The following is a 17,577-nucleotide window of genomic DNA, read 5'->3' on the forward strand; positions in this document are numbered from 1 at the left end:
ATATGGACAACTATCTCAAATTCTATATCGACGGCGCCTGGGTCGATCCTCTCGGCGGCCAGCGTCTATCCGTCGTCGACCCCGCCACCGAAGAGCCTTTCGCGGAGATAGCCATGGGATCGGCGGCGGATGCCGAGCGCGCCATCGCCGCCGCGCGCCGCGCCTTTGCTTCCTTTTCGCAGACGACGCGGGAAGAGCGCCTCGGCCTGCTTGAGCGCATTCTTGAGATATTGAAACGTCGGCAGGACGAGATCGGCGACGTGATCTCTCATGAGATGGGCGCTCCACGAAAAATGTCGCGGGATGAGCAGGCGGGTATCGGCGTGGCACATTTCGAGCAGACGATCCGCGCCATGCGTGATTTTCCGTTCGAATACATGCAGGGTACGACCTGCATCGTCCATGAGCCGATCGGTGTCGTCGGCATGATCACGCCGTGGAACTGGCCGATCAACCAGATCGCCTGCAAGGTGGCCCCGGCGCTCGCCACCGGCTGCACCATGGTGCTGAAACCCTCGGAAATCGCGCCGCTCAACGCCATACTTTTCGCAGAAATCCTGCACGAAGCCGGTGTTCCCAAGGGCGTGTTCAACCTCGTCAACGGCGACGGCCCAACCGTGGGCACGGTGCTGGCGAGCCATCCCGATATCGACATGGTTTCCTTCACCGGCTCGACACGCGCCGGCATTTCGGTCGCACAGGCGGCGGCCCCGACGGTGAAGCGCGTGCATCAGGAACTGGGCGGCAAATCGCCCAATATAGTGCTCCGAAGCGCTGACCTCGACGCTGCCGTGCGCGCCGGCGTGAGCAGGTGCTTTGCCAATTCCGGCCAGTCCTGCAATGCGCCGACCCGTCTTCTCGTCCCTGCGGAGCAAATGGACCGGGTGATTGGCATCGCCCGTGCGGCGGCGGAATCGGTCCGTGTCGGTACACCCGGCGATGCCGAAACGGATATCGGGCCGGTTGCCAGCAAAACGCAATTCGACAAGATCCAGAGCCTCATCCGCAAGGGAATGGAGGAAGGGGCGGAGCTCGTTGCCGGCGGGCTCGACCGGCCAGCGCATCTGAACAGCGGCTATTATATACGGCCGACAGTCTTTGCGCGCGTTACGAACGACATGACGATCGCGCGTGAAGAGATTTTCGGGCCTGTGCTTGCCATTCTCGGTTATGGCAGCGAGGACGAGGCGGCGGATATCGCCAACGACACGCCCTATGGGCTGGCATCCTATATTCAGGGCGCACCCGAGGAGGCGCGTGCCTTCGCACGACGGCTCAGAACCGGCATAGTGCGCCTCAACAGCTCCGCCTGGGATGGGGCCGCGCCCTTCGGCGGCTACAAGCAGTCGGGCAACGGTCGGGAATATGGCAAGTTCGGTCTGCACGAGTTCACCGAAATCAAGGGCATCGTCGGCTTCGGAGACTGACCGTTACGACCCATCTCGTATCGTGACGCGTTCATCGGGACTCGCCTCGAAATCGGGAAGCGTTAGACCTTCATCCCCATCGCGCCGTGCCGACGGCGATAACAGGGCCGGTTGCCTGACCAGTCGGCGAGCCGCCGAAAGGTTCGACACTGATCGCGAAGGTGGTGCCTTCGGTGATGCTGTTGCGCATGTCTGCGGGGATTATAAGATCGCCATTCGTGCCGGGCTGGAAGACGCCGAGCGAGCGGGTCTTGCCGCCTTCCATCACCAGCCACAGTTCCAGCGATTTTTCGTCGGTCTTGCCGGTTGCGACAGGCACAATGCGCATCCGTCCGGATTCCGCATCGTAGGAGGCGAGGAGATTAACCTGGCTGTCGGTCGTTGCAAGTTCGGCCACCAGCGGGGTGGCGCCCCGCCATTTTTCGGGGAAGGCGGCGTAAACGATGGCCGCCACGGCGGCTGCGCTGGTGGCAACCGAGATCCAGCGCCAGAAGGACGCGGAATTCCAGAGGCTGCCATTGGTATTGACGGTCCTGCTGCCGAACAGGCGTTCTTCGATACGCGCAAGAACAGTGGCGCTCGGTGCCTGCTCCTGGTAATCGGCATTGAAGTCGGAAAATTCCGCCTCCCAACGCTGCACCAGCTGTGCGAAGGCCTCATCGTCCTGCATGCGTCGTTCCAGTTCACGACGCTTTTCGAGCGGCAGGACGCCCAGAACATATTCACCGGCGAGGATGTCGTCGCGCGAATGCTTGCCGCCGCTCTGTTCGCCCGTCGTCATCGCTGCATGCACTCTCTGAGTTTGAGAAGACTGCGTCGCAGCCAGGTTCTGACCGTGTTGAGCGGCACGCGCAATTCTTCGGCGAGTTCGAGATAGCTCAAGCCCTCGACATAGGCCCGGCGGACCGCCTGTGCGTGTACGGTCTCAAGCTCGCGCATGCAGTCTTCGATCCTGCGGCCTTCATCGGCGAGAACGATCTGCTGCTCAGGATCGCGGGCGCTCTCGTCGGCAAGATCGTAGGCTTCCTCAATGTCGTCGGTTATGGGCTTGCGCGCGCGGATCGTGTCTATTGCATGGTTGCGGGCAATGGCGGCAAGCCATGTGGCGGGTTTGCCGGCGCTGGCGGCAAATGTTCGCGCCCGCTGCCATACCTTGATATAGATTTCCTGCAGCGCCTCCTCGGCTTCCGTTCTGTCACGCAGAATTTTCAGGCAGATCGCGAAAAGCTTCGGACTGGTTGCCTGATAAAGCGAGACGAATGCTGAACGATCACCCATGCCGACGCGGTTGATAAGGCCTGCGATCTCTGTGCCCTGCATTCGAACCTTCCTTGCTGCGCCTCCTTTATAGGGTCGTCTTTCGCAGGAAGACAAGAGATGCATGCTCATGCTGCGAACCTGGCAACGACTGGGCCGCAGGGTTATCGCACTTAAGCGGCCGGTAAGAAGGGATGTCGTCATCATAAATCCGTCGGATTTTCCAGCGCGCCGATCAGCCGCACCGTGATGAGATAGCCGATTGTAGCCGCTGCCGCGGAGACGAAGGTTCCCCATAGAAGATCGGCGACGGTCAGGGTCGTGGACCAGCTTTTCAACGTCGCCTGATTGGTCAGGTCGTAAGTGGCATAGGCCATGAAGCCGACCACTGCGCCATAAAGCAGCGCGGTCGTCCATTCCCCCGTCTGAAAGGCCGGGCGAACTGCAAGAAAAGTGAGGCCGGCGGCATAGATGAGGTAAAAGACAACCGCCGGAGCAAGCCGGAAGTTTTCTACCAGAAGATCGCCGATGGCCGGGCGGTAAAGACGTGACGCCATCGTGCTCAACCAGATGAAATCAATCACCAGAAAGGCGACGAGGGTAAAAAGGTAGGCTGCGAAATAGGTTTTCATTGGTGGTTTCCTTTGAAGGGCCTCGATAAGGAAGCGACGATGTGGGTCGAAGCAACGTGGAGATGTGGCTAGTCGATCCTTGTCCAGTTTATGCCCTTGCACAGCAGACCGGCGACGATACAGCCTTTCGTGGTCATGCCGGTGCCGTTTATTGTCACTGTTATCCTGTAGGATTTATCCCGCTGGGGGTCGAAAGCGGTGCCGGAATAGCTGCCTGCCTCTGTCTGCTTTATGTCCATGATCAGCCGGTCCCCGGCCTTTTCCTTCGGAGTGCCCGGCTTGATCCAGGTGTTTGTGGCACAGATATTTTCACCGCAGGGCGCGATCAGTACTTTCGCCTTGCCGTCTCCGCGCGCCCAGTTGCCGTCGATATCGGCCGCCGTCGCGTTGGACGCGACCAGCAGTGGCCATAGGACGGAAGCAACCGTCAATCCGTTGATCATCATTGTCTCTCTCCGCAGTTTGGTCCCGCCTTATCTGTGTTCGATCGTATAGAAGCCGACGTTTATGCTCCCCTCGGCAAAGCCTGCCTCGCAATAGCAAAGGTAATAATCCCAAAGCCGTCGAAAGCGGTCATCGAAGCCGAGCAGGGAAATCGTCTGCCACCGCGCATGAAAACGCTGGCGCCATTCGGCGAGCGTGAGCGCGTAGGACTGGCCGAAAAGTTCCTTATCGGTGAGCTTCAGGCCGGTTTTGCCGACCGCCTTTTCGAGCGCGGCATTTGAGGGCAGAAAGCCGCCGGGAAAGACGTATTTCTGGATGAAATCCGCCTTACGCCGATATGTATCGAAGCGGCTTTCTTCAATCGAAATGATTTGCAGCACCGCACTGCCGCCCGGTTTCAGGCATCTTTTCAGCGTTTCGAAATAGCTCGGCCAATAGGCCTCGCCGACTGCTTCGAACATTTCGACGGAGACAATCCTGTCGAATTGGCCGTTCAAGTCGCGGTAATCCTGCAGCCTCAGATCGATGCGGTCTGTACTGTCGGCTTTTTCCGCTGCATTTTTTGCCCATTTTAACTGGGAGGGGGAGAGAGTGATGCCGGTGACGGTGGCTTTGGCCTGCGTGGCAAGGTGAATGGCGAGTGCGCCCCAGCCGCAGCCGATCTCCAATATGTTTTCGCCGCCGCTCAATTTCAGTTTATCGACGATACGTTCCAGTTTTTTCAGTTGGGCGGCCTCGAGCGTAGACGCCATGTCGTCGAAAATCGCCGACGAATACAGCATAGAGGGATCAAGCCACTGCCGGTAAAACTCGTTGCCGAGATCATAATGCGCTTCGATATTGCGGCGGCTGCCGCGTCTGGTATTGGCATTCAACCCGTGCGTAGTGCGGTTGAGAAGGCGCATCGGCAGGCTGCCGCGCATTGACCTTGCGAACGCCTCGCGATTTTGGGCCGCAAAGCGGATCAGCGCCGTCAGATCTGGTGTGGTCCAGTCACCTTCGATGAAACCCTCGGCAAAGCCGATGTCGCCGTTCAGCAGCATCCGCCGGATCGCGCGCCAGCTATGCAGGACAAGGATTGCCTCGCTGCCATTCGTTGCGCCGGATTTTTCAATGACGCCGCCGCCGGGAAGAATGATATGTAATCGTCCCCTGTCGATATTGCTCAACAGCCGGTTGATGAGCCACATGCCTGGGCTGAAGCGGTCGCTCAGGCGCGTATTCTTCGCCGATAATTCCGTGAGATTGTCAAACGGGGTCATGAATTTTGGCCTCGATTTGCGACGATGAAGGATGATGGAAGGAGACTGGACCGGCAGGCGGCAGCGGCCGTTTTCTGAGCTGCACGCCTTTCAGCCAAATTTTCAGGGCCTCCCAATGAATGCCCAGAATGACCTTGAGCGTCAGGAGGGGAATTGCGAAGAAAGCTTTCAGAAGCGCACCGTCCGTCAATTCGACACGCCGGGCCAGATGCCGCGCCGTCAGGATCAGGCCGTCATTGTCGAAAGTATCGATGACGATTTTCAGCCTGTCGCCGGGCGGGGCGACGCGGAAAACATAGCGGAGATCCATGTCCATGAATGGAGAGACATAAAAAGCCTTGTCGCATCGCTGGACGATCTCGGTCGATTTGCCGGCTTCCACCGGGATCAGGTATGAGTGTCTCTCGCCAAACGTGTTGTCCACCTCCCAGAGGATAGCTTTGAGCGACAAGTCGCGCCCGTAGCAGAAGAAGACACTGAGTGGGTTGAAGGCCCAGCCGAGTACGCGCGGCATGGTGAGCAGACGTATCGGCCCTCCGTCCACTGCCATGCCTGCCGCCGTCATGGCTGCCTCGATCTGCTGGCGCAGCCCGATGGCGCTGCGGTTGCCGCGGTCCCTGCTGTGAAACGAGAACAGGTTGAACCGGTCTACGGAGAAAAATCGCAATTTCCGGTCGAGCACGTTCAACTCATCGAGGTCGAGGAGCAGCGAATAAATCCGGTAGGCGAGCTTATGGGTTTTCGGCTTGAAACGCGCATGCGTTACATGGCCGGGAAAAAGCGCCGAGGTGAGGGGAGGCGTCATGCCATCGCCTCCATGATTTCCGTGTCTGTCGCAATCGTCGCCAAATCCAGGCGGATGATCCGGTTGTTGTCGTCAGCAACCTTCCATGGACGGGATACGCCGCCAAGATCTTCGGCGACGGCAAGGCCGGCCTGAAGACCATCTTCATGAAAACCGGATCCGAAATAAGCGCCGCAGAACCAGGTGTTTCGCAGACCCTGCAAGGCCCATAGCTCCTGACGCATCTGTTCGGTGCCAGCGTCAAAAACCGGATGGTGATAGGTTTCCTCGGCGATGATTTTTCCTTGATCCGGTTCCCGCGCCGGATTCAGCGTTACGAAAATGTCCGGGATTTCGCCCAGCGGCTGAAGCCTGTTCATCCAGTAGGTAATGCTCGGCAGGCTCGTTTTAATGCGCGTGTCGGCCACATAGTTCCAGCTTGACCAGGCAGCGCGGCGGCGCGGCATGAAACGGCTGTCGGTGTGAAGCACGGCGCGGTTTTGGGTGTAGCCAAACGCGCCAAGAATGCGCCGTTCGGCGCGTGTTGCGTCCGCGAGCATGTCGAGCGCCTGATCCGCATGGGTTGCTATTACCACGTCATCGAAGCGCATGGCTTTGCCGTCCGCAGTGGTGATTTCGACGCCGTCCGGCAGGCGGTGGATGCGCTTAACCGGCGTCGAGAGGAGAATTCGATCCGCAAACGGTGCCGTGATGCGTTTCACATATTCGCGCGAGCCACCGACGACTGTGCGCCAGACCGGCCGATTGCGCAGCAACAGCAGGCCGTGATTGCGGCAGAATTTGATGAAATGCGCCGCCGGATAACGACCGACCTCCATGGCCGGCGTGGACCAGATGGCCGCAGCCATGGGGTAAAGATGATCGTCGCGGAACGCTGAACCATACCGGTTGCGGGAGAGATATTCGTCGAGAGACAGATCGCCCATCAAATGCAGGTCGCGTGGGGCATTGCGGTAAAAGCGCAAAAGGTCCGCAAGCATCGCCCAGAAACGTGGCCTCAGGATGTTGGACTTCTGGGCCAGCAGGCCAGGGCCCGTTCCGCCGGAATATTCGAAACCGCCATCATTCAGAGAAACGGCGAAAGACATGTTCGAAGCTGCGGTCGCCACGCCCAGTTGCTGGAAAAGCGCGGTGAGATTGGGATAGGTCTGCTCGTTATAGACAATGAATCCGGTATCGACATGGACTTGTCCATGGTCCGTGCTGAACGTCACCGTATTGGTATGGCCTCCGATGCGGTTAGCCGCTTCGAAAACAGTTACATCGTGTCGTTGCGACAAAAGCCAGGCCGCTGACAAACCTGAAATTCCCGTTCCGACGACGGCGATGCGGCGGCTTTGTTCCTTTTTCGCTTCGGTATCTACCATTTTTCCTCGCTATAGCACTGCCAATCCAGTCTTGGGGACTGCGACATGTACGAGGAGGCCGCCCGATCAGTTTCACCGGCGCATCGATTTTTTGAAATTTTGTCCGGCGCCTGAAACTATTTTGCGGGTCCGCTCGTATTTGCCATCACGAAACCCGACCTCAAACCATTCAAAATGGCGAGCGAATTAGTGATGTTTTCTGTAGTCGTGACGCTTGCCATTCTCATGTCGCTTCTGATGGCGGGCGCTTGGGCGTTGCAGAGAGCAACCGGTTCAAGCGGCTGGATCGACGCGGTCTGGGCTGCGAGTGTCGGGCTTGGCGGAATTTTCGCTGTTGTTTTCGCCGTGGGAGACGGCTGGCGGCGCGGTGCTACACTTTTCCTGGTCGTTGTCTGGTCCCTGCGGCTTGCCGGCCATATCGGCATGCGCACGCAAGGAGGCGGGGAAGATCCCCGCTATGCAAAGCTTATGGAGCAATGGGGGAGCGCTGCCGCCCTGCGGCTGTTCATCTTCCTGCAGATACAGGCAATCGCCGCTTTCGTGCTTGTTCTTGCGGTCTATCTTGCGGCAAGCAACACCCATGTGTTTCCGCGTATGGTTGACGTTATCGCCATGGTGGTTGCCCTTGGCGCGCTGGCAGGCGAAGCGCTCTCCGACGCCCAGCTCTGGAAATTCAGAAAGACCGCAGCGGCAAAAAACAGTGTCTGCGAAACCGGGCTGTGGCGTTATTCCCGCCATCCCAACTATTTTTTCGAATGGCTTTTCTGGTGCGGTTTTCCGCTGCTGGCCATTCAGGGGCAGGCCTTGTCATGGGTATCGCTCGCCGCACCGGCGATGATGTACTGGCTGCTTGTCCATGTCTCCGGCATTCCGCCGCTTGAAGACCATATGCTCCAATCGCGCGGGGAAAAATTCCGCGCCCTTCAACAACGCGTCAACGCCTTTTTTCCGGGGCCGCGCAAGAACGAGGACAGGCCATGAACATGCTCGCACTCGCCATCAACGCCGCCGAGCGCGCGCCGCTCAGCGACAGCGTGACGCTCGCCGGAATAGATATGCTCTGCGCACGGACGAAGCGGCGGCTTGCCGCCATTACAGCGGATGCGGAAGAGGCTTTCGCGGCGGATATGGTGAAGTTTCCCGTCGCCAGCCATACCGACGATGCAAACAAACAGCATTATGAAGTGCCCGCGGCATTTTTTGCGCTCGTTCTGGGAGAGCAGCGCAAATATTCCTGCTGTTATTATGACGATGCCACGACGACGCTGGATGAAGCTGAAAATATTGCTTTGGCCAAGACCTCGGCCCATGCCGGCCTTGAGGACGGCATGGATATCCTGGAACTCGGCTGCGGATGGGGTTCGTTATCCCTCTATATGGCCGGCCGTTTCCCAAATGCGCGCATCACGTCAGTCTCGAACTCCGTGTCGCAGCGCGAATATATAATCGGTCGTGCCCGAGAACGGGGTTTTTCAAACCTTTCTGTAGTGACGGCCGATATGAATGATTTCACGACGGGCGATCGTTTCGACCGTGTCGTATCCGTGGAAATGTTCGAGCATATGTCGAATTGGCGCGTGTTGTTCGAGCGTGTTCACTCGTGGCTGAAGCCGGACGGCAGGTTTTTCATGCATGTGTTTAACCACCGCGACCGATCCTATCGTTTCGACCACAACAATCCTGCCGACTGGATCGCCCGGCACTTCTTCACCGGCGGCATCATGCCGGCCTTCGACCTTCCCCATCGCTTTAGTCAGCTTTTCGCCGTCGAGCGGGAGTGGCGCTGGTCAGGGTCGCACTATCGTCGGACAGCGCTCGATTGGCTCGAAAATTTCGACAAAAAAATTGACCGTATCCGGCCCATTCTGCAGCAAACCTATGGTGCCGACGCCCGGCTGTGGGAAAGGCGATGGCGATTGTTCTTCCTGGCGACCGCGGGGCTTTTCGGGCATGAGGGCGGTGACGTTTGGGGTGTGGGGCACTACTTTTTTAAGAGGGTTTAGTGTTGGCGCCACACAATCGGCGTCGGCACGTTCTAAAAACCGCGCTCGAAACGTTTGCCAAAACGAACGTTTACATCCCCGCAATAATGAATAGGCTGGCCGCATCTTTTGAGCATGTCAAACGTTCTTGCAGAGAGAGCGGCTGGAGAAAGTCATGAGTTCAGTTACGCCGAAACTGGATAGTTGCGGCGCCTAGCCCATCCATATCCCCGACGCCATTCAGGAGCATGGGGCTCTTCTTGTCGTGTCTGCTAGGGAGCGTTTCGTGGTGCAGTTTCTTTCCATTCGGTTCCTTCCCGGAAAGCTACTATTATTCGGACGCCGACCTGGTCGTGCCAAACGCCGCCGCGACGCGTGCCATGGCGCTCAAGATGGCAGTTGTCACGACCCTACCGGAGGAACTTTTCCTGCTCCAAACCATGGGTGCGTGAGACGGTGCGCGGTTGGATGTCTAATTCTGGACTGTGGTTGTCGCGCAAGCAGCGTCGGACGTTTCGTCAGCCGTGGCTGCGACGTGAAGCCTATGGCGATATGCTGACCGATATTAAGGAGCGTCAGGACCAGCACGCCAAGCCGACGATAAAGAGTAACAGCGACAAGAATGGCTACGTCAAGCATGCCCGTAGGCCGGGCCGGCGGACGGATATCATGAGCGATTCAACGGTGATTGCAGAACGAAAGAAGGCGCTGTTGCCACTCGATACTGCCGAATAGCGCATCGATAAATTGTCTCAAAGCTGAAGCCGAAGGGGTGTATCTACCACCCGCCCCGATCTGACAAGTCTCCGTGGATTCAGGCCCCCGCAACCAAACATCCAAAACTCCCGGAGCAAACGCGCCGGGAGTTTTTTTGTTGTCACGTGGAATTTCGGGCGATCATTTTACCGGGCAAGGTGACTGTTTCGGCTTCAATGGCTCCGGTGATCATTCCGATGATGGCCTCGATCATTTCGTGGCGAGGTTGTTCATATGTGGTGAGACCGTATGCGGGGGAACCTCCGAGTTCATAATTGTCGAATCCGACGATGGCCATGTCTTCAGGCACTCTCAGGCCGAAGTTCCCGCGAATTTCATCCATGGCGCCGAAAGCCAGGATATCGTTCTCACACATAAGGATGTCGACGCGTTCGGAAGGTGCAGTTCGCGACAGATATTCGCGGGCGGAGGCTGCTCCCGCTGCGGCGCTGTATTTTTCGGCAGACAGGAGCTCGATCTCGCCGACGCCCTTTTCCGCCCAGAAATCTGTAAAGTGCTGCCGGCGTCTGAGCGCCGTCGAAAGCGCCGTCGCGCCGCTCATGAAGCCGGGCTTTCGATATCCCCGTTCGTATAAATGATTGACGATGTCTCTCAGCGCCAGCTCGGCGTCGCATACGACGGCGGGCACGCCGTCGATCTGGCTATCGCGTGCCAGAACGAACATGGGCGGCATTCCGTGGCCGAGCTGACGGTCTGTCAACGTTTCATCGCGAAATGCGGTGCCAAAAAGAATGATGGCGTCAACCTGACGCTGGTCGGCATGCAGCAGGGCGTGCACGTGATCGAAGTGGCTATTGATGTTGATGAGCATGGCAACGAGGCCGGCGGCCTGCAGACGCTCCGTCAGCGTTTCAAGAAACGGCAGTTTCTGGGGATTGGCGAAATCATCGACGAAGACGGCGACCTGATGGGTCAGATTGGTGGCAAGGCTCCGGGCAAGAAGATTTGGCGAGTAATTCAGGGCAGCCGCCGATTCCAGCACGCGCCGTTTGCTTTCCTCGGTAATCGACGCACCGGGTGTGAAAGCCCGGATAACGGTCCATTTCGATACGCCGGCTGCGGTCGCCACCTCTTTCGCCGTCGCTCTCCTGGTAGTTTCCCGCTTGCGCATAGTGCCTCCGACCAAAATGGAACGAACATTCCATTTCGGATTCCGATGAAATGAACGCTTGCTTTTAACCCATTCGCGGCTATGATGCACCTGCTTGCACCCGGTAGCAAGATATTTGCACCCGGTAGCATTTACATTTTACCGGCTTGAGGAGTGGGCCGGTACAAGGAGGAGGAACCACATGAAATCTATTCTCAGGAAACTCGCCCATGGCGCACTCGTCGCCGGAATAGCCGTGTCATGCTCTGCGACGGCCAGAGCGCAGGATCAGGTGACCATCATCGCGGTCACCCACGGTCAGGCGTCCGATCCTTTCTGGTCTATCGTCAAAAATGGCATGATGCAGGCGGGCAAGGACAGCAATGTCCGGGTCGATTATCGCGCGCCCGAAACCTTCGACATGGTCGCGATGGGTCAACTCATCGATGCGGCTGCAAACCAGACCCCGGCGGGGATAGTGATTTCCAATCCGGACCCAGATGCCCTTGGTCCAGCGATTGAAAAAGCAGTTGCCGCGGGCATTCCGGTCATCTCGATGAATTCCGGCATCTCGGCCACGGAAAAGCTCGGCATCAGGCTGCATGTCGGTCAGGATGAACTGCCTGCCGGCGTCAAGGTTGGGGAGAAGCTGAAGTCTCTCGGTTTGAAGCATGTTCTTTGCGTCAACCAGGAGGTGGGCAATGCGGCTCTGGACCAGCGCTGCGCCGGAACGGAAAAGGGTTTTGCAGGCGGCAAGGTAACGGTGTTACCGACGACAGCCGACCCGGCGGAAATCGAAGCCAAGATTCAGGCGGCGCTCACCTCAGATCCGTCGGTGGATGTTGTTCTCGGCCTTTCTGCGCCGCTGGTCGGCGAACGCGCGGTGGCGGTCGTCGAAAAGTTGGGTGTCGGCGACAAGGTCAAGGTTGCATCCTACGATCTGTCGGCGGGTTTTCTGAAGGCGGTTGCGGACGGGAAGGCACTCTTTGCGGTTGATCAGCAACCCTTCCTGCAAGGTTATCTACCGGTGACATTTCTTGCGCTGAACGCACGTTACGGCACCATTCCGGCGGGCAACGTCGCCTCCGGCCCAAGTTTCGTCGAGAAGGACACGGCGGCCGCAGTCATCGAAAAATCCTCCCAGGGCATCCGCTAGGCCGGATGGAAGCGTGGCTCCCGCCAGAGCGGGAGCCACCCCGAATGCAACCTTTGCCTCGATGCGCGACCATTTCGGCCGAATGCCGTTGCGCGCAAAGACGACACCCAATCTGAGGAACAAACCCATGACGCTGGCCAACGAACAGAACGGGTCCCCGACCCGATCCGACGAGCGGCTAAAAAAGGTTTCGATGATGACCGCTCTCCTGCGTCGTCCGGAACTCGGCGCTGTCGCCGGGCTGGTGCTTGTCACCATCTTCTTTTTCTTCACCGCCAATCCGGCCATGTTCACGCTGGCCGGTGTGGTCAATTTCATGGCCCCGGCTGCCCAGCTCGGCATTCTTGCCATCGGCGCCGCTTTATTGATGATCGGCGGTGAATTTGATCTGTCGATCGGATCGATGGTCGCCTTTGCCGGTCTCGTATTTGGCACGGCGCTGGTGGTTCTCAATCTCCCGCTCAGTGTGGCGATCCTGATTGCGCTCGGATTTGCCGTGGTCATCGGCGTCACGAATGCCCAGCTCACGATGCGAACGGGTCTTCCCTCGTTCATCGTCACGCTTGCATTCCTCTTCATTCTGCGTGGCCTCACGCTGGTTGGCCTCAAATGGGCAAGCGGCGGAGCGACACAGCTTCGTGGCATGAAGGAAGCCGCCGCCGACAGCCCGCTTGCCCCGATTTTTTCCGGCGACGCCTTTACCGGCCTGTTCTCCTGGCTCGGCAGCCGGGGCATCATCGAGACATTTCCAAATGGAACACCGAAGGTCCCCGGCATTCCGGTGGAGATCCTGTGGTTCGTCCTGATCGCCCTGCTTGCTACCTGGGTGCTTCTGCGGACGCGTTTCGGCAACTGGATCTTTGCCGCCGGCGGTGACCCGCGTGCGGCGCGCAAGTCGGGCGTGCCAGTGGCGCGCGTGAAGACCACCCTGTTCATCATAACGGCCATGTGCGCCACACTCGTAGCGATCCTCACCGTGCTGGATGCCGGCTCCACGGATGCCCGCCGTGGGTTTCAGAAGGAATTCGAGGCCATTATCGCGGCCGTCATCGGCGGCTGCCTTCTGACAGGCGGTTACGGTTCGGCGATCGGCGCGTTCTTCGGCTCGATTGTCTTTGGCATGGTGCTGATCGGTCTTACCTACACGTCGATAGATCAGGATTGGTATCTCGTGTTCCTCGGCGGCATGCTGCTAACGGCCGTCATTTTCAACAATGTGATCCGCAAACGCGTCACGGGAGAACGCTGATGAGCACATCTCAGACGCCAATCGTCGAGGTAAGGAACCTCGTCAAATATTTCGGCTCCATCATCGCGCTCAACGGCGTATCGCTGAGTGTCAATGCCGGCGAGGTTCTCTGCCTTCTCGGAGACAATGGCGCCGGCAAGTCCACCCTCATCAATACCCTGTCCGGCGTGTTCAAGCCGACATCGGGAGAATTCCTCGTCGAAGGCCAGCCACGCATATTCGACGGTCCGCGGAATGCGCTCGATGCCGGCATCGCGACCGTCTATCAGGATCTTGCGATGATCCCCCTGATGTCGGTGACGCGGAACTTTTTCATGGGCCGCGAACCTCTGAAGGGTTTCGGTCCCTTCAAGAGCATGGACATGGATTTTGCCGACAGGGTCACGCGTGAGGAGATGCGCAAGATCGGTATCGATGTGCGCGAGCCGGATCAGGCGGTGGGCACCCTGTCGGGCGGTGAACGGCAATGCGTCGCCATCGCGCGCGCTGTCTATTTCGGGGCGAAGGTGCTCATCCTCGATGAGCCGACGTCGGCGCTCGGCGTCGCGCAGACCTCGATGGTTCTCAAATATATCAACCAGGTCCGCAATAACGGGCTCGGCGTCATTTTCATCACGCATAATGTCCGCCACGCCTATGCCGTCGGCAACCGGTTCACGGCGCTGAATCGCGGCAAGACCCTCGGGACCTATTCGAAGAGTGAAATTGGCATCGACGATCTGCAGAACCTGATGGCAGGCGGCAAGGAGTTGCAGTCCATCTCCGAGGAGCTGGGCGGAACCATCTGACTAGACATTCCCGAACGAATATCCGGTTCGGCGCGATCGCGCCGCGCCACGATCCCTCATACTCATCAGCAAGGTATTACCCATGAGCGCTTCTGCGAACTCCTTCCCACTGGCGGCCTGCGCCGAGATGTTATGGCGTGACAAGCCGATCGAATGGCGTGCTTCCCGACTCAAGGATCTGGGCTTCGGTGTCGGCCTGTGGAACTGGCCGGAACATGACATCAGCAGACTTGAAGCGACCGGTGCGACCTTCACCATCATGAACGGTTATCTCACCGGCCGGCTCACGGATGACGAAGGCGCGGCAGAGTTGCTCAGCACGGCCCGGCAGACCGCCCGGGTGGGCAAACGCCTTGGCGTTCAGCGGCTGAACCTGCATGGCACGGGCCTTGGAGATCGCGGGCTGCCGGTGCAGCCTGTCGAGGTGGTCACGGGCGCCATGTGGCTAAAGGCGCGTGACACGCTTTGCCGTATCGTTGACCTCGCGGAAGAAGAGGATGTGGTTTTCACCCTTGAGAACCTCAACCTTCCCGTCGATCATCCCGGCGTTCCGTTCGCGCGCGCGGAAGATACGCTGGCGCTGGTTTCCAGCATCAACCACCCGCGTCTGCGCCTCAATCTCGATCTTTACCACGCCCAGATCGGCGAAGGAAACCTCATCGAACTCTGCCGCAGGGCCCTGCCGTGGATCGGGGAGATTCAGGTTGCCGACGTGCCCGGCCGCTGCGAGCCCGGTACGGGTGAAGTCAACTGGAACGGCATTGCCCGGGCGCTGAAAGCGATGGGCTATGCCGGGCCGGTCGGCATGGAGGCCTGGGCATCCGGCGATGCCGACGCAGCGCTCTCGGCTTTCCGCGCTGCATTCACAATCTGACAGCATAAACCCACAGGACGATCCCCATGCCCAAGATAAAACCGGTCAATGTCGGTCTCATCGGCGCCGGCCGCATCGGCTCTTTCCACGGTGAAACCGTCGCCCGGCGACTGGTCGATGCCGAACTCGTCGCCATTGCCGATCCCGCACCGGGTGCGGCAGCAGGTCTTGCGGAAAAACTCGGCGTTGACGCCGCCTATACCGACATTGCTGCATTGCTTGCACATCCCGGTCTCGACGCCGTCATCATCGCAACGCCGGCCCGTTTCCATACCAATGTTCTTGTTCAGACTGCCGAGGCGGGAAAAGCGATTTTCTGCGAAAAGCCGATGGCGCTGACGCTGGAGGATGCCGATCGGGCGATTGCCGCGGCACGCTCGGCCGGTGTTCCCCTCCAGGTGGGCTTCAACCGCCGGTGGGATCAGGCCTTTGCGGAAGGCCGGGCCGCGATCGACGCCGGCAAGGTCGGCGCGCCGCAGCTCATCCGCTCGCTGACGCGTGATCCCGGCCCATTCGCCGCAGACCCCGGCCGTATTCCGCTCTGGACGATTTTCTACGAGACCCTCATCCACGATTTCGACACGCTGTTATGGCTGAACCCCGGCGCCAGACCCGTCGAAGTCTTCGCCATGGCGGATGCGCTTGTCCGCCCTGACGCAAAAGGTGAAGGCTTTCTGGATACGGCGGTGGTCAATATCCGTTTCGACAACGGCTCCATAGCCGTTGCGGAAGCCAATTTTTCGGCGCTCTACGGCTATGACATTCGCGGCGAGGTTTTTGGATCGGCCGGCATGGTGACGATGGGCGATGTGCGTCGTTCAAGCATGACGCTGTTCGATGGGCGCGGCGTCTCGAATGAGACCTGGCGTCGCGATACCGATCACTTTGTCCATGGCTACACCGCGCAACTCGCCTCTTTCATAACGGCCGTTCATCAAGGGACGATGAGTGAAGGGCCGACGGGCCACGACGCACGCAACGCACTGGCGGTCGCCCTTGCCGCCATTCAATCGGTATCCCGGAAACAGCCCGTTGCCCTGAATTGAACCCTATGCGCGCTGGCTTGCCGGCGTGCTTTCCGATCGACAAGGAGCAGGCTCCATGCGTACGCGGCAGACCTTTAAAACGCCGACCAGCATTCAGGACATGAAAGGTCTGATCGTAACGGGGAGCCTGCGATTGTCGGAGCAGCAGGACCATGTCGCGCGAACCATTCTGGCTCGTCCGCATATCGTCGCCTTTGGAACGATCGGTTCCCTCGCCAGCGAATGCGCCGTGTCTCCATCCACCGTCGTCCGTGTCGCCAACTCGCTGGGCTTTGATAGGTTCAGCCAATTCAGGCGGGTTTTTCGCACGCACGTACTGTCGGAAGGAAAGGGGCGTAACATAAAGAATTTTCTATAGATTTTGCCCTGTGAAAGTGAACGTCGCAGGTTCTGCGCGGTGGAGAAGAAAAATGAATATTACCGAGATTTTGCCGGCGGGGGTTCGGCTCGCCGTCAGCCCACTTTCCTGGTCGAATGACGTTCTTGAGGATCTTGGAGCGGACATCTCACTGGAGAGCTGCCTGACGGACACTGCGGATGCGGGGTATCAGGGCATCGAACTCGGGCGGAAATTTCCGCGTGATGGGGCTGTTCTGCGACCTTTGCTTCAGCATCACGGATTGGCTCTGGCGTCTGGCTGGTACTCGGGCAAGCTTGCCGAGCAAAGCGCCGGAGAGGAGATGCTGGACGTTTTCTCTCATGCGGAATTATTGCGCCTGATGGGTTGCAAGGTGATGGTTTACGGAGAGGTGGCGATGATGTCTCCAGGCTCACCGCTGGACACGCCAATGTCACAGCGCTTGGTCATGCCCAGAGAGGATTTTCCGGCATATGCCCTGCGCCTCACGGAATTTTCCAAACGCCTGGCGGGGGATTTCGGCCTGCAGCTCGCCTATCACCATCATCTCATGATGGTTGCTGAAACTTTCGATGAGATTTCTCTTCTGTTCGACAGGGTTGGTCGCGAGACCGGGCTCCTTCTGGACACCGGCCATTCTGTTGCTGCGGGCTTTGACTATCAACGTCTCATCGAGCGTTTCGGTGACCGTGTCGCTCACATACATCTCAAGGATGTCCGCGGCGCTGTCATGGAAAATGTCCGGAACCACGATCTCAGTTTCAATGCCGCGGTGCGAAGCGGGATGTTTACCGTTCCGGGCGACGGCGTGATCGATTTCCAGCCCGTTGCTGCATTCGTGCGGGACAGCTGTTATCAGGGATGGCTGGTGGTGGAAGCCGAACAGGACCCGGCCGCAGCGCCGCCGAGAGATGCGGTGACACGCGCATTCAGGCATGTCGAGAACTTTTGGACGGCTGGGTCAACACCGCATGATGTGTAAATATACGCCTAAGTCCCCATGATCGAATGCCGTTTTGCTCGTCTCCGGTCCTCGGACGATCTGTTCAAGAGGTTCCGATTC

General features: G+C 58.8%; 18 protein-coding genes and 1 pseudogene. 11 read left to right on the forward strand and 8 right to left on the reverse strand.

All coding sequences use genetic code 11. The annotated features are described in order from the left end of the window. Positions 1 to 2: 2 nt before the first annotated feature. Positions 3 to 1,427: an aldehyde dehydrogenase family protein gene (locus I3J13_RS11115; RefSeq protein ID WP_196378820.1), complete on the forward strand. Its 1,425-nt coding sequence runs from the start codon at positions 3 to 5 to the stop codon at positions 1,425 to 1,427. Between the two features lie 70 nt (positions 1,428 to 1,497). On the opposite strand, the gene I3J13_RS11120 is transcribed toward I3J13_RS11115, so the two are convergent. The 7 genes from I3J13_RS11120 to I3J13_RS11150 all read right to left on the reverse strand — a co-directional run bounded on the left by I3J13_RS11120 (position 1,498) and on the right by I3J13_RS11150 (position 7,194). Next, positions 1,498 to 2,208, reverse strand: coding sequence for an anti-sigma factor (locus I3J13_RS11120; RefSeq protein ID WP_196378821.1), 711 nt, complete (start codon positions 2,206 to 2,208; stop codon positions 1,498 to 1,500). Then, the gene (locus I3J13_RS11125) at positions 2,205 to 2,747 is read right to left on the reverse strand and encodes a sigma-70 family RNA polymerase sigma factor (RefSeq protein ID WP_031234430.1); all 543 of its coding nucleotides are present in this window, start codon (positions 2,745 to 2,747) and stop codon (positions 2,205 to 2,207) included. Before I3J13_RS11125 ends, I3J13_RS11120 begins: the two co-directional genes overlap by 4 nt. 140 nt (positions 2,748 to 2,887) lie before the next feature. Beyond that, entirely contained in the window at positions 2,888 to 3,316 is a 429-nt protein-coding gene (locus I3J13_RS11130) for a DUF2177 family protein (protein WP_196378822.1), read from the reverse strand. Between the two features lie 68 nt (positions 3,317 to 3,384). Next, on the reverse strand, positions 3,385 to 3,762 hold the full coding sequence (locus I3J13_RS11135; protein ID WP_059755206.1) for a DUF2147 domain-containing protein: 378 nt from the start codon (positions 3,760 to 3,762) through the stop codon (positions 3,385 to 3,387). Positions 3,763 to 3,789: 27 nt separating this feature from the next. Then, entirely contained in the window at positions 3,790 to 5,022 is a 1,233-nt protein-coding gene (locus tag I3J13_RS11140) for an SAM-dependent methyltransferase (protein WP_196378823.1), read from the reverse strand. Then, a complete protein-coding gene (locus I3J13_RS11145) occupies positions 5,009 to 5,827 on the reverse strand; it encodes a DUF1365 domain-containing protein (RefSeq protein WP_196378824.1) in 819 nt (272 codons plus the stop codon). Before I3J13_RS11145 ends, I3J13_RS11140 begins: the two co-directional genes overlap by 14 nt. Then, positions 5,824 to 7,194, reverse strand: coding sequence for an NAD(P)/FAD-dependent oxidoreductase (locus tag I3J13_RS11150; RefSeq protein ID WP_196378825.1), 1,371 nt, complete (start codon positions 7,192 to 7,194; stop codon positions 5,824 to 5,826). Before I3J13_RS11150 ends, I3J13_RS11145 begins: the two co-directional genes overlap by 4 nt. 192 nt (positions 7,195 to 7,386) lie before the next feature. Here I3J13_RS11150 and I3J13_RS11155 point away from each other — a divergent pair, with 192 nt between their 5' ends. The 3 genes and pseudogenes from I3J13_RS11155 to I3J13_RS11165 all read left to right on the forward strand — a co-directional run. Next, complete coding sequence (locus I3J13_RS11155; protein WP_196378826.1) at positions 7,387 to 8,175, forward strand: DUF1295 domain-containing protein; 789 nt, start codon at positions 7,387 to 7,389, stop codon at positions 8,173 to 8,175. Next, positions 8,172 to 9,197 (forward strand): SAM-dependent methyltransferase, encoded by a 1,026-nt coding sequence (locus I3J13_RS11160; protein ID WP_196378827.1) that lies wholly within the window; start codon positions 8,172 to 8,174, stop codon positions 9,195 to 9,197. Before I3J13_RS11155 ends, I3J13_RS11160 begins: the two co-directional genes overlap by 4 nt. Before the next feature lie 525 nt (positions 9,198 to 9,722). Beyond that, a pseudogene (locus tag I3J13_RS11165) lies at positions 9,723 to 9,911 on the forward strand (ISNCY family transposase); the annotation flags it as partial. A gap of 142 nt (positions 9,912 to 10,053) precedes the next feature. Here I3J13_RS11165 and I3J13_RS11170 read toward each other — a convergent pair. Then, complete coding sequence (locus I3J13_RS11170) at positions 10,054 to 11,064, reverse strand: LacI family DNA-binding transcriptional regulator (protein WP_196378829.1); 1,011 nt, start codon at positions 11,062 to 11,064, stop codon at positions 10,054 to 10,056. Positions 11,065 to 11,245: 181 nt separating this feature from the next. Here I3J13_RS11170 and I3J13_RS11175 point away from each other — a divergent pair, with 181 nt between their 5' ends. The 7 genes from I3J13_RS11175 to iolE all read left to right on the forward strand — a co-directional run bounded on the left by I3J13_RS11175 (position 11,246) and on the right by iolE (position 17,496). Next, positions 11,246 to 12,199, forward strand: a complete 954-nt coding sequence (locus tag I3J13_RS11175; RefSeq protein WP_196378830.1) for a sugar ABC transporter substrate-binding protein — start codon at positions 11,246 to 11,248, stop codon at positions 12,197 to 12,199. 127 nt (positions 12,200 to 12,326) lie between these two features. Next, entirely contained in the window at positions 12,327 to 13,448 is a 1,122-nt protein-coding gene (locus I3J13_RS11180) for an ABC transporter permease (protein WP_196378831.1), read from the forward strand. Next, positions 13,448 to 14,236, forward strand: coding sequence for an ATP-binding cassette domain-containing protein (locus I3J13_RS11185; RefSeq protein ID WP_003523955.1), 789 nt, complete (start codon positions 13,448 to 13,450; stop codon positions 14,234 to 14,236). Before I3J13_RS11180 ends, I3J13_RS11185 begins: the two co-directional genes overlap by 1 nt. 82 nt (positions 14,237 to 14,318) lie before the next feature. Then, positions 14,319 to 15,110 (forward strand): TIM barrel protein, encoded by a 792-nt coding sequence (locus I3J13_RS11190; protein ID WP_196378832.1) that lies wholly within the window; start codon positions 14,319 to 14,321, stop codon positions 15,108 to 15,110. 26 nt (positions 15,111 to 15,136) lie between these two features. Beyond that, entirely contained in the window at positions 15,137 to 16,156 is a 1,020-nt protein-coding gene (locus I3J13_RS11195; RefSeq protein WP_196378833.1) for a Gfo/Idh/MocA family oxidoreductase, read from the forward strand. Positions 16,157 to 16,211: 55 nt separating this feature from the next. Further along, positions 16,212 to 16,514 carry a MurR/RpiR family transcriptional regulator gene (locus I3J13_RS11200; RefSeq protein ID WP_059756109.1) on the forward strand — a complete coding sequence of 101 codons (303 nt, stop codon included), beginning with the start codon at positions 16,212 to 16,214 and terminating at the stop codon, positions 16,512 to 16,514. A gap of 52 nt (positions 16,515 to 16,566) precedes the next feature. Next, complete coding sequence (iolE, locus tag I3J13_RS11205; protein ID WP_196378834.1) at positions 16,567 to 17,496, forward strand: myo-inosose-2 dehydratase; 930 nt, start codon at positions 16,567 to 16,569, stop codon at positions 17,494 to 17,496. Positions 17,497 to 17,577 lie beyond the last annotated feature (81 nt).

Origin of the sequence: Agrobacterium leguminum (assembly GCF_015704895.1) — a bacterium.
In the GTDB taxonomy this organism is placed as follows: Bacteria; Pseudomonadota; Alphaproteobacteria; order Rhizobiales; family Rhizobiaceae; genus Agrobacterium; species Agrobacterium leguminum.

Excerpts from the sequence above, each read along its gene's own strand:
- I3J13_RS11135 (WP_059755206.1), bottom strand. The coding sequence starts at position 3,762 with ATGATGATCAACGGATTGACGGTTGCTTCCGTCCTATGGCCACTGCTG.
- I3J13_RS11160 (WP_196378827.1), top strand. The coding sequence starts at position 8,172 with ATGAACATGCTCGCACTCGCCATCAACGCCGCCGAGCGCGCGCCGCTC.
- I3J13_RS11180 (WP_196378831.1), top strand. The coding sequence starts at position 12,327 with ATGACGCTGGCCAACGAACAGAACGGGTCCCCGACCCGATCCGACGAG.
- iolE (WP_196378834.1), top strand. The coding sequence starts at position 16,567 with ATGAATATTACCGAGATTTTGCCGGCGGGGGTTCGGCTCGCCGTCAGC.
- I3J13_RS11200 (WP_059756109.1), top strand. The coding sequence starts at position 16,212 with ATGCGTACGCGGCAGACCTTTAAAACGCCGACCAGCATTCAGGACATG.
- I3J13_RS11140 (WP_196378823.1), bottom strand. The coding sequence starts at position 5,022 with ATGACCCCGTTTGACAATCTCACGGAATTATCGGCGAAGAATACGCGC.
- I3J13_RS11185 (WP_003523955.1), top strand. The coding sequence starts at position 13,448 with ATGAGCACATCTCAGACGCCAATCGTCGAGGTAAGGAACCTCGTCAAA.
- I3J13_RS11145 (WP_196378824.1), bottom strand. The coding sequence starts at position 5,827 with ATGACGCCTCCCCTCACCTCGGCGCTTTTTCCCGGCCATGTAACGCAT.
- I3J13_RS11130 (WP_196378822.1), bottom strand. The coding sequence starts at position 3,316 with ATGAAAACCTATTTCGCAGCCTACCTTTTTACCCTCGTCGCCTTTCTG.
- I3J13_RS11195 (WP_196378833.1), top strand. The coding sequence starts at position 15,137 with ATGCCCAAGATAAAACCGGTCAATGTCGGTCTCATCGGCGCCGGCCGC.
- I3J13_RS11170 (WP_196378829.1), bottom strand. The coding sequence starts at position 11,064 with ATGCGCAAGCGGGAAACTACCAGGAGAGCGACGGCGAAAGAGGTGGCG.
- I3J13_RS11125 (WP_031234430.1), bottom strand. The coding sequence starts at position 2,747 with ATGCAGGGCACAGAGATCGCAGGCCTTATCAACCGCGTCGGCATGGGT.
- I3J13_RS11155 (WP_196378826.1), top strand. The coding sequence starts at position 7,387 with ATGTTTTCTGTAGTCGTGACGCTTGCCATTCTCATGTCGCTTCTGATG.
- I3J13_RS11120 (WP_196378821.1), bottom strand. The coding sequence starts at position 2,208 with ATGACGACGGGCGAACAGAGCGGCGGCAAGCATTCGCGCGACGACATC.
- I3J13_RS11115 (WP_196378820.1), top strand. The coding sequence starts at position 3 with ATGGACAACTATCTCAAATTCTATATCGACGGCGCCTGGGTCGATCCT.
- I3J13_RS11190 (WP_196378832.1), top strand. The coding sequence starts at position 14,319 with ATGAGCGCTTCTGCGAACTCCTTCCCACTGGCGGCCTGCGCCGAGATG.
- I3J13_RS11150 (WP_196378825.1), bottom strand. The coding sequence starts at position 7,194 with ATGGTAGATACCGAAGCGAAAAAGGAACAAAGCCGCCGCATCGCCGTC.
- I3J13_RS11175 (WP_196378830.1), top strand. The coding sequence starts at position 11,246 with ATGAAATCTATTCTCAGGAAACTCGCCCATGGCGCACTCGTCGCCGGA.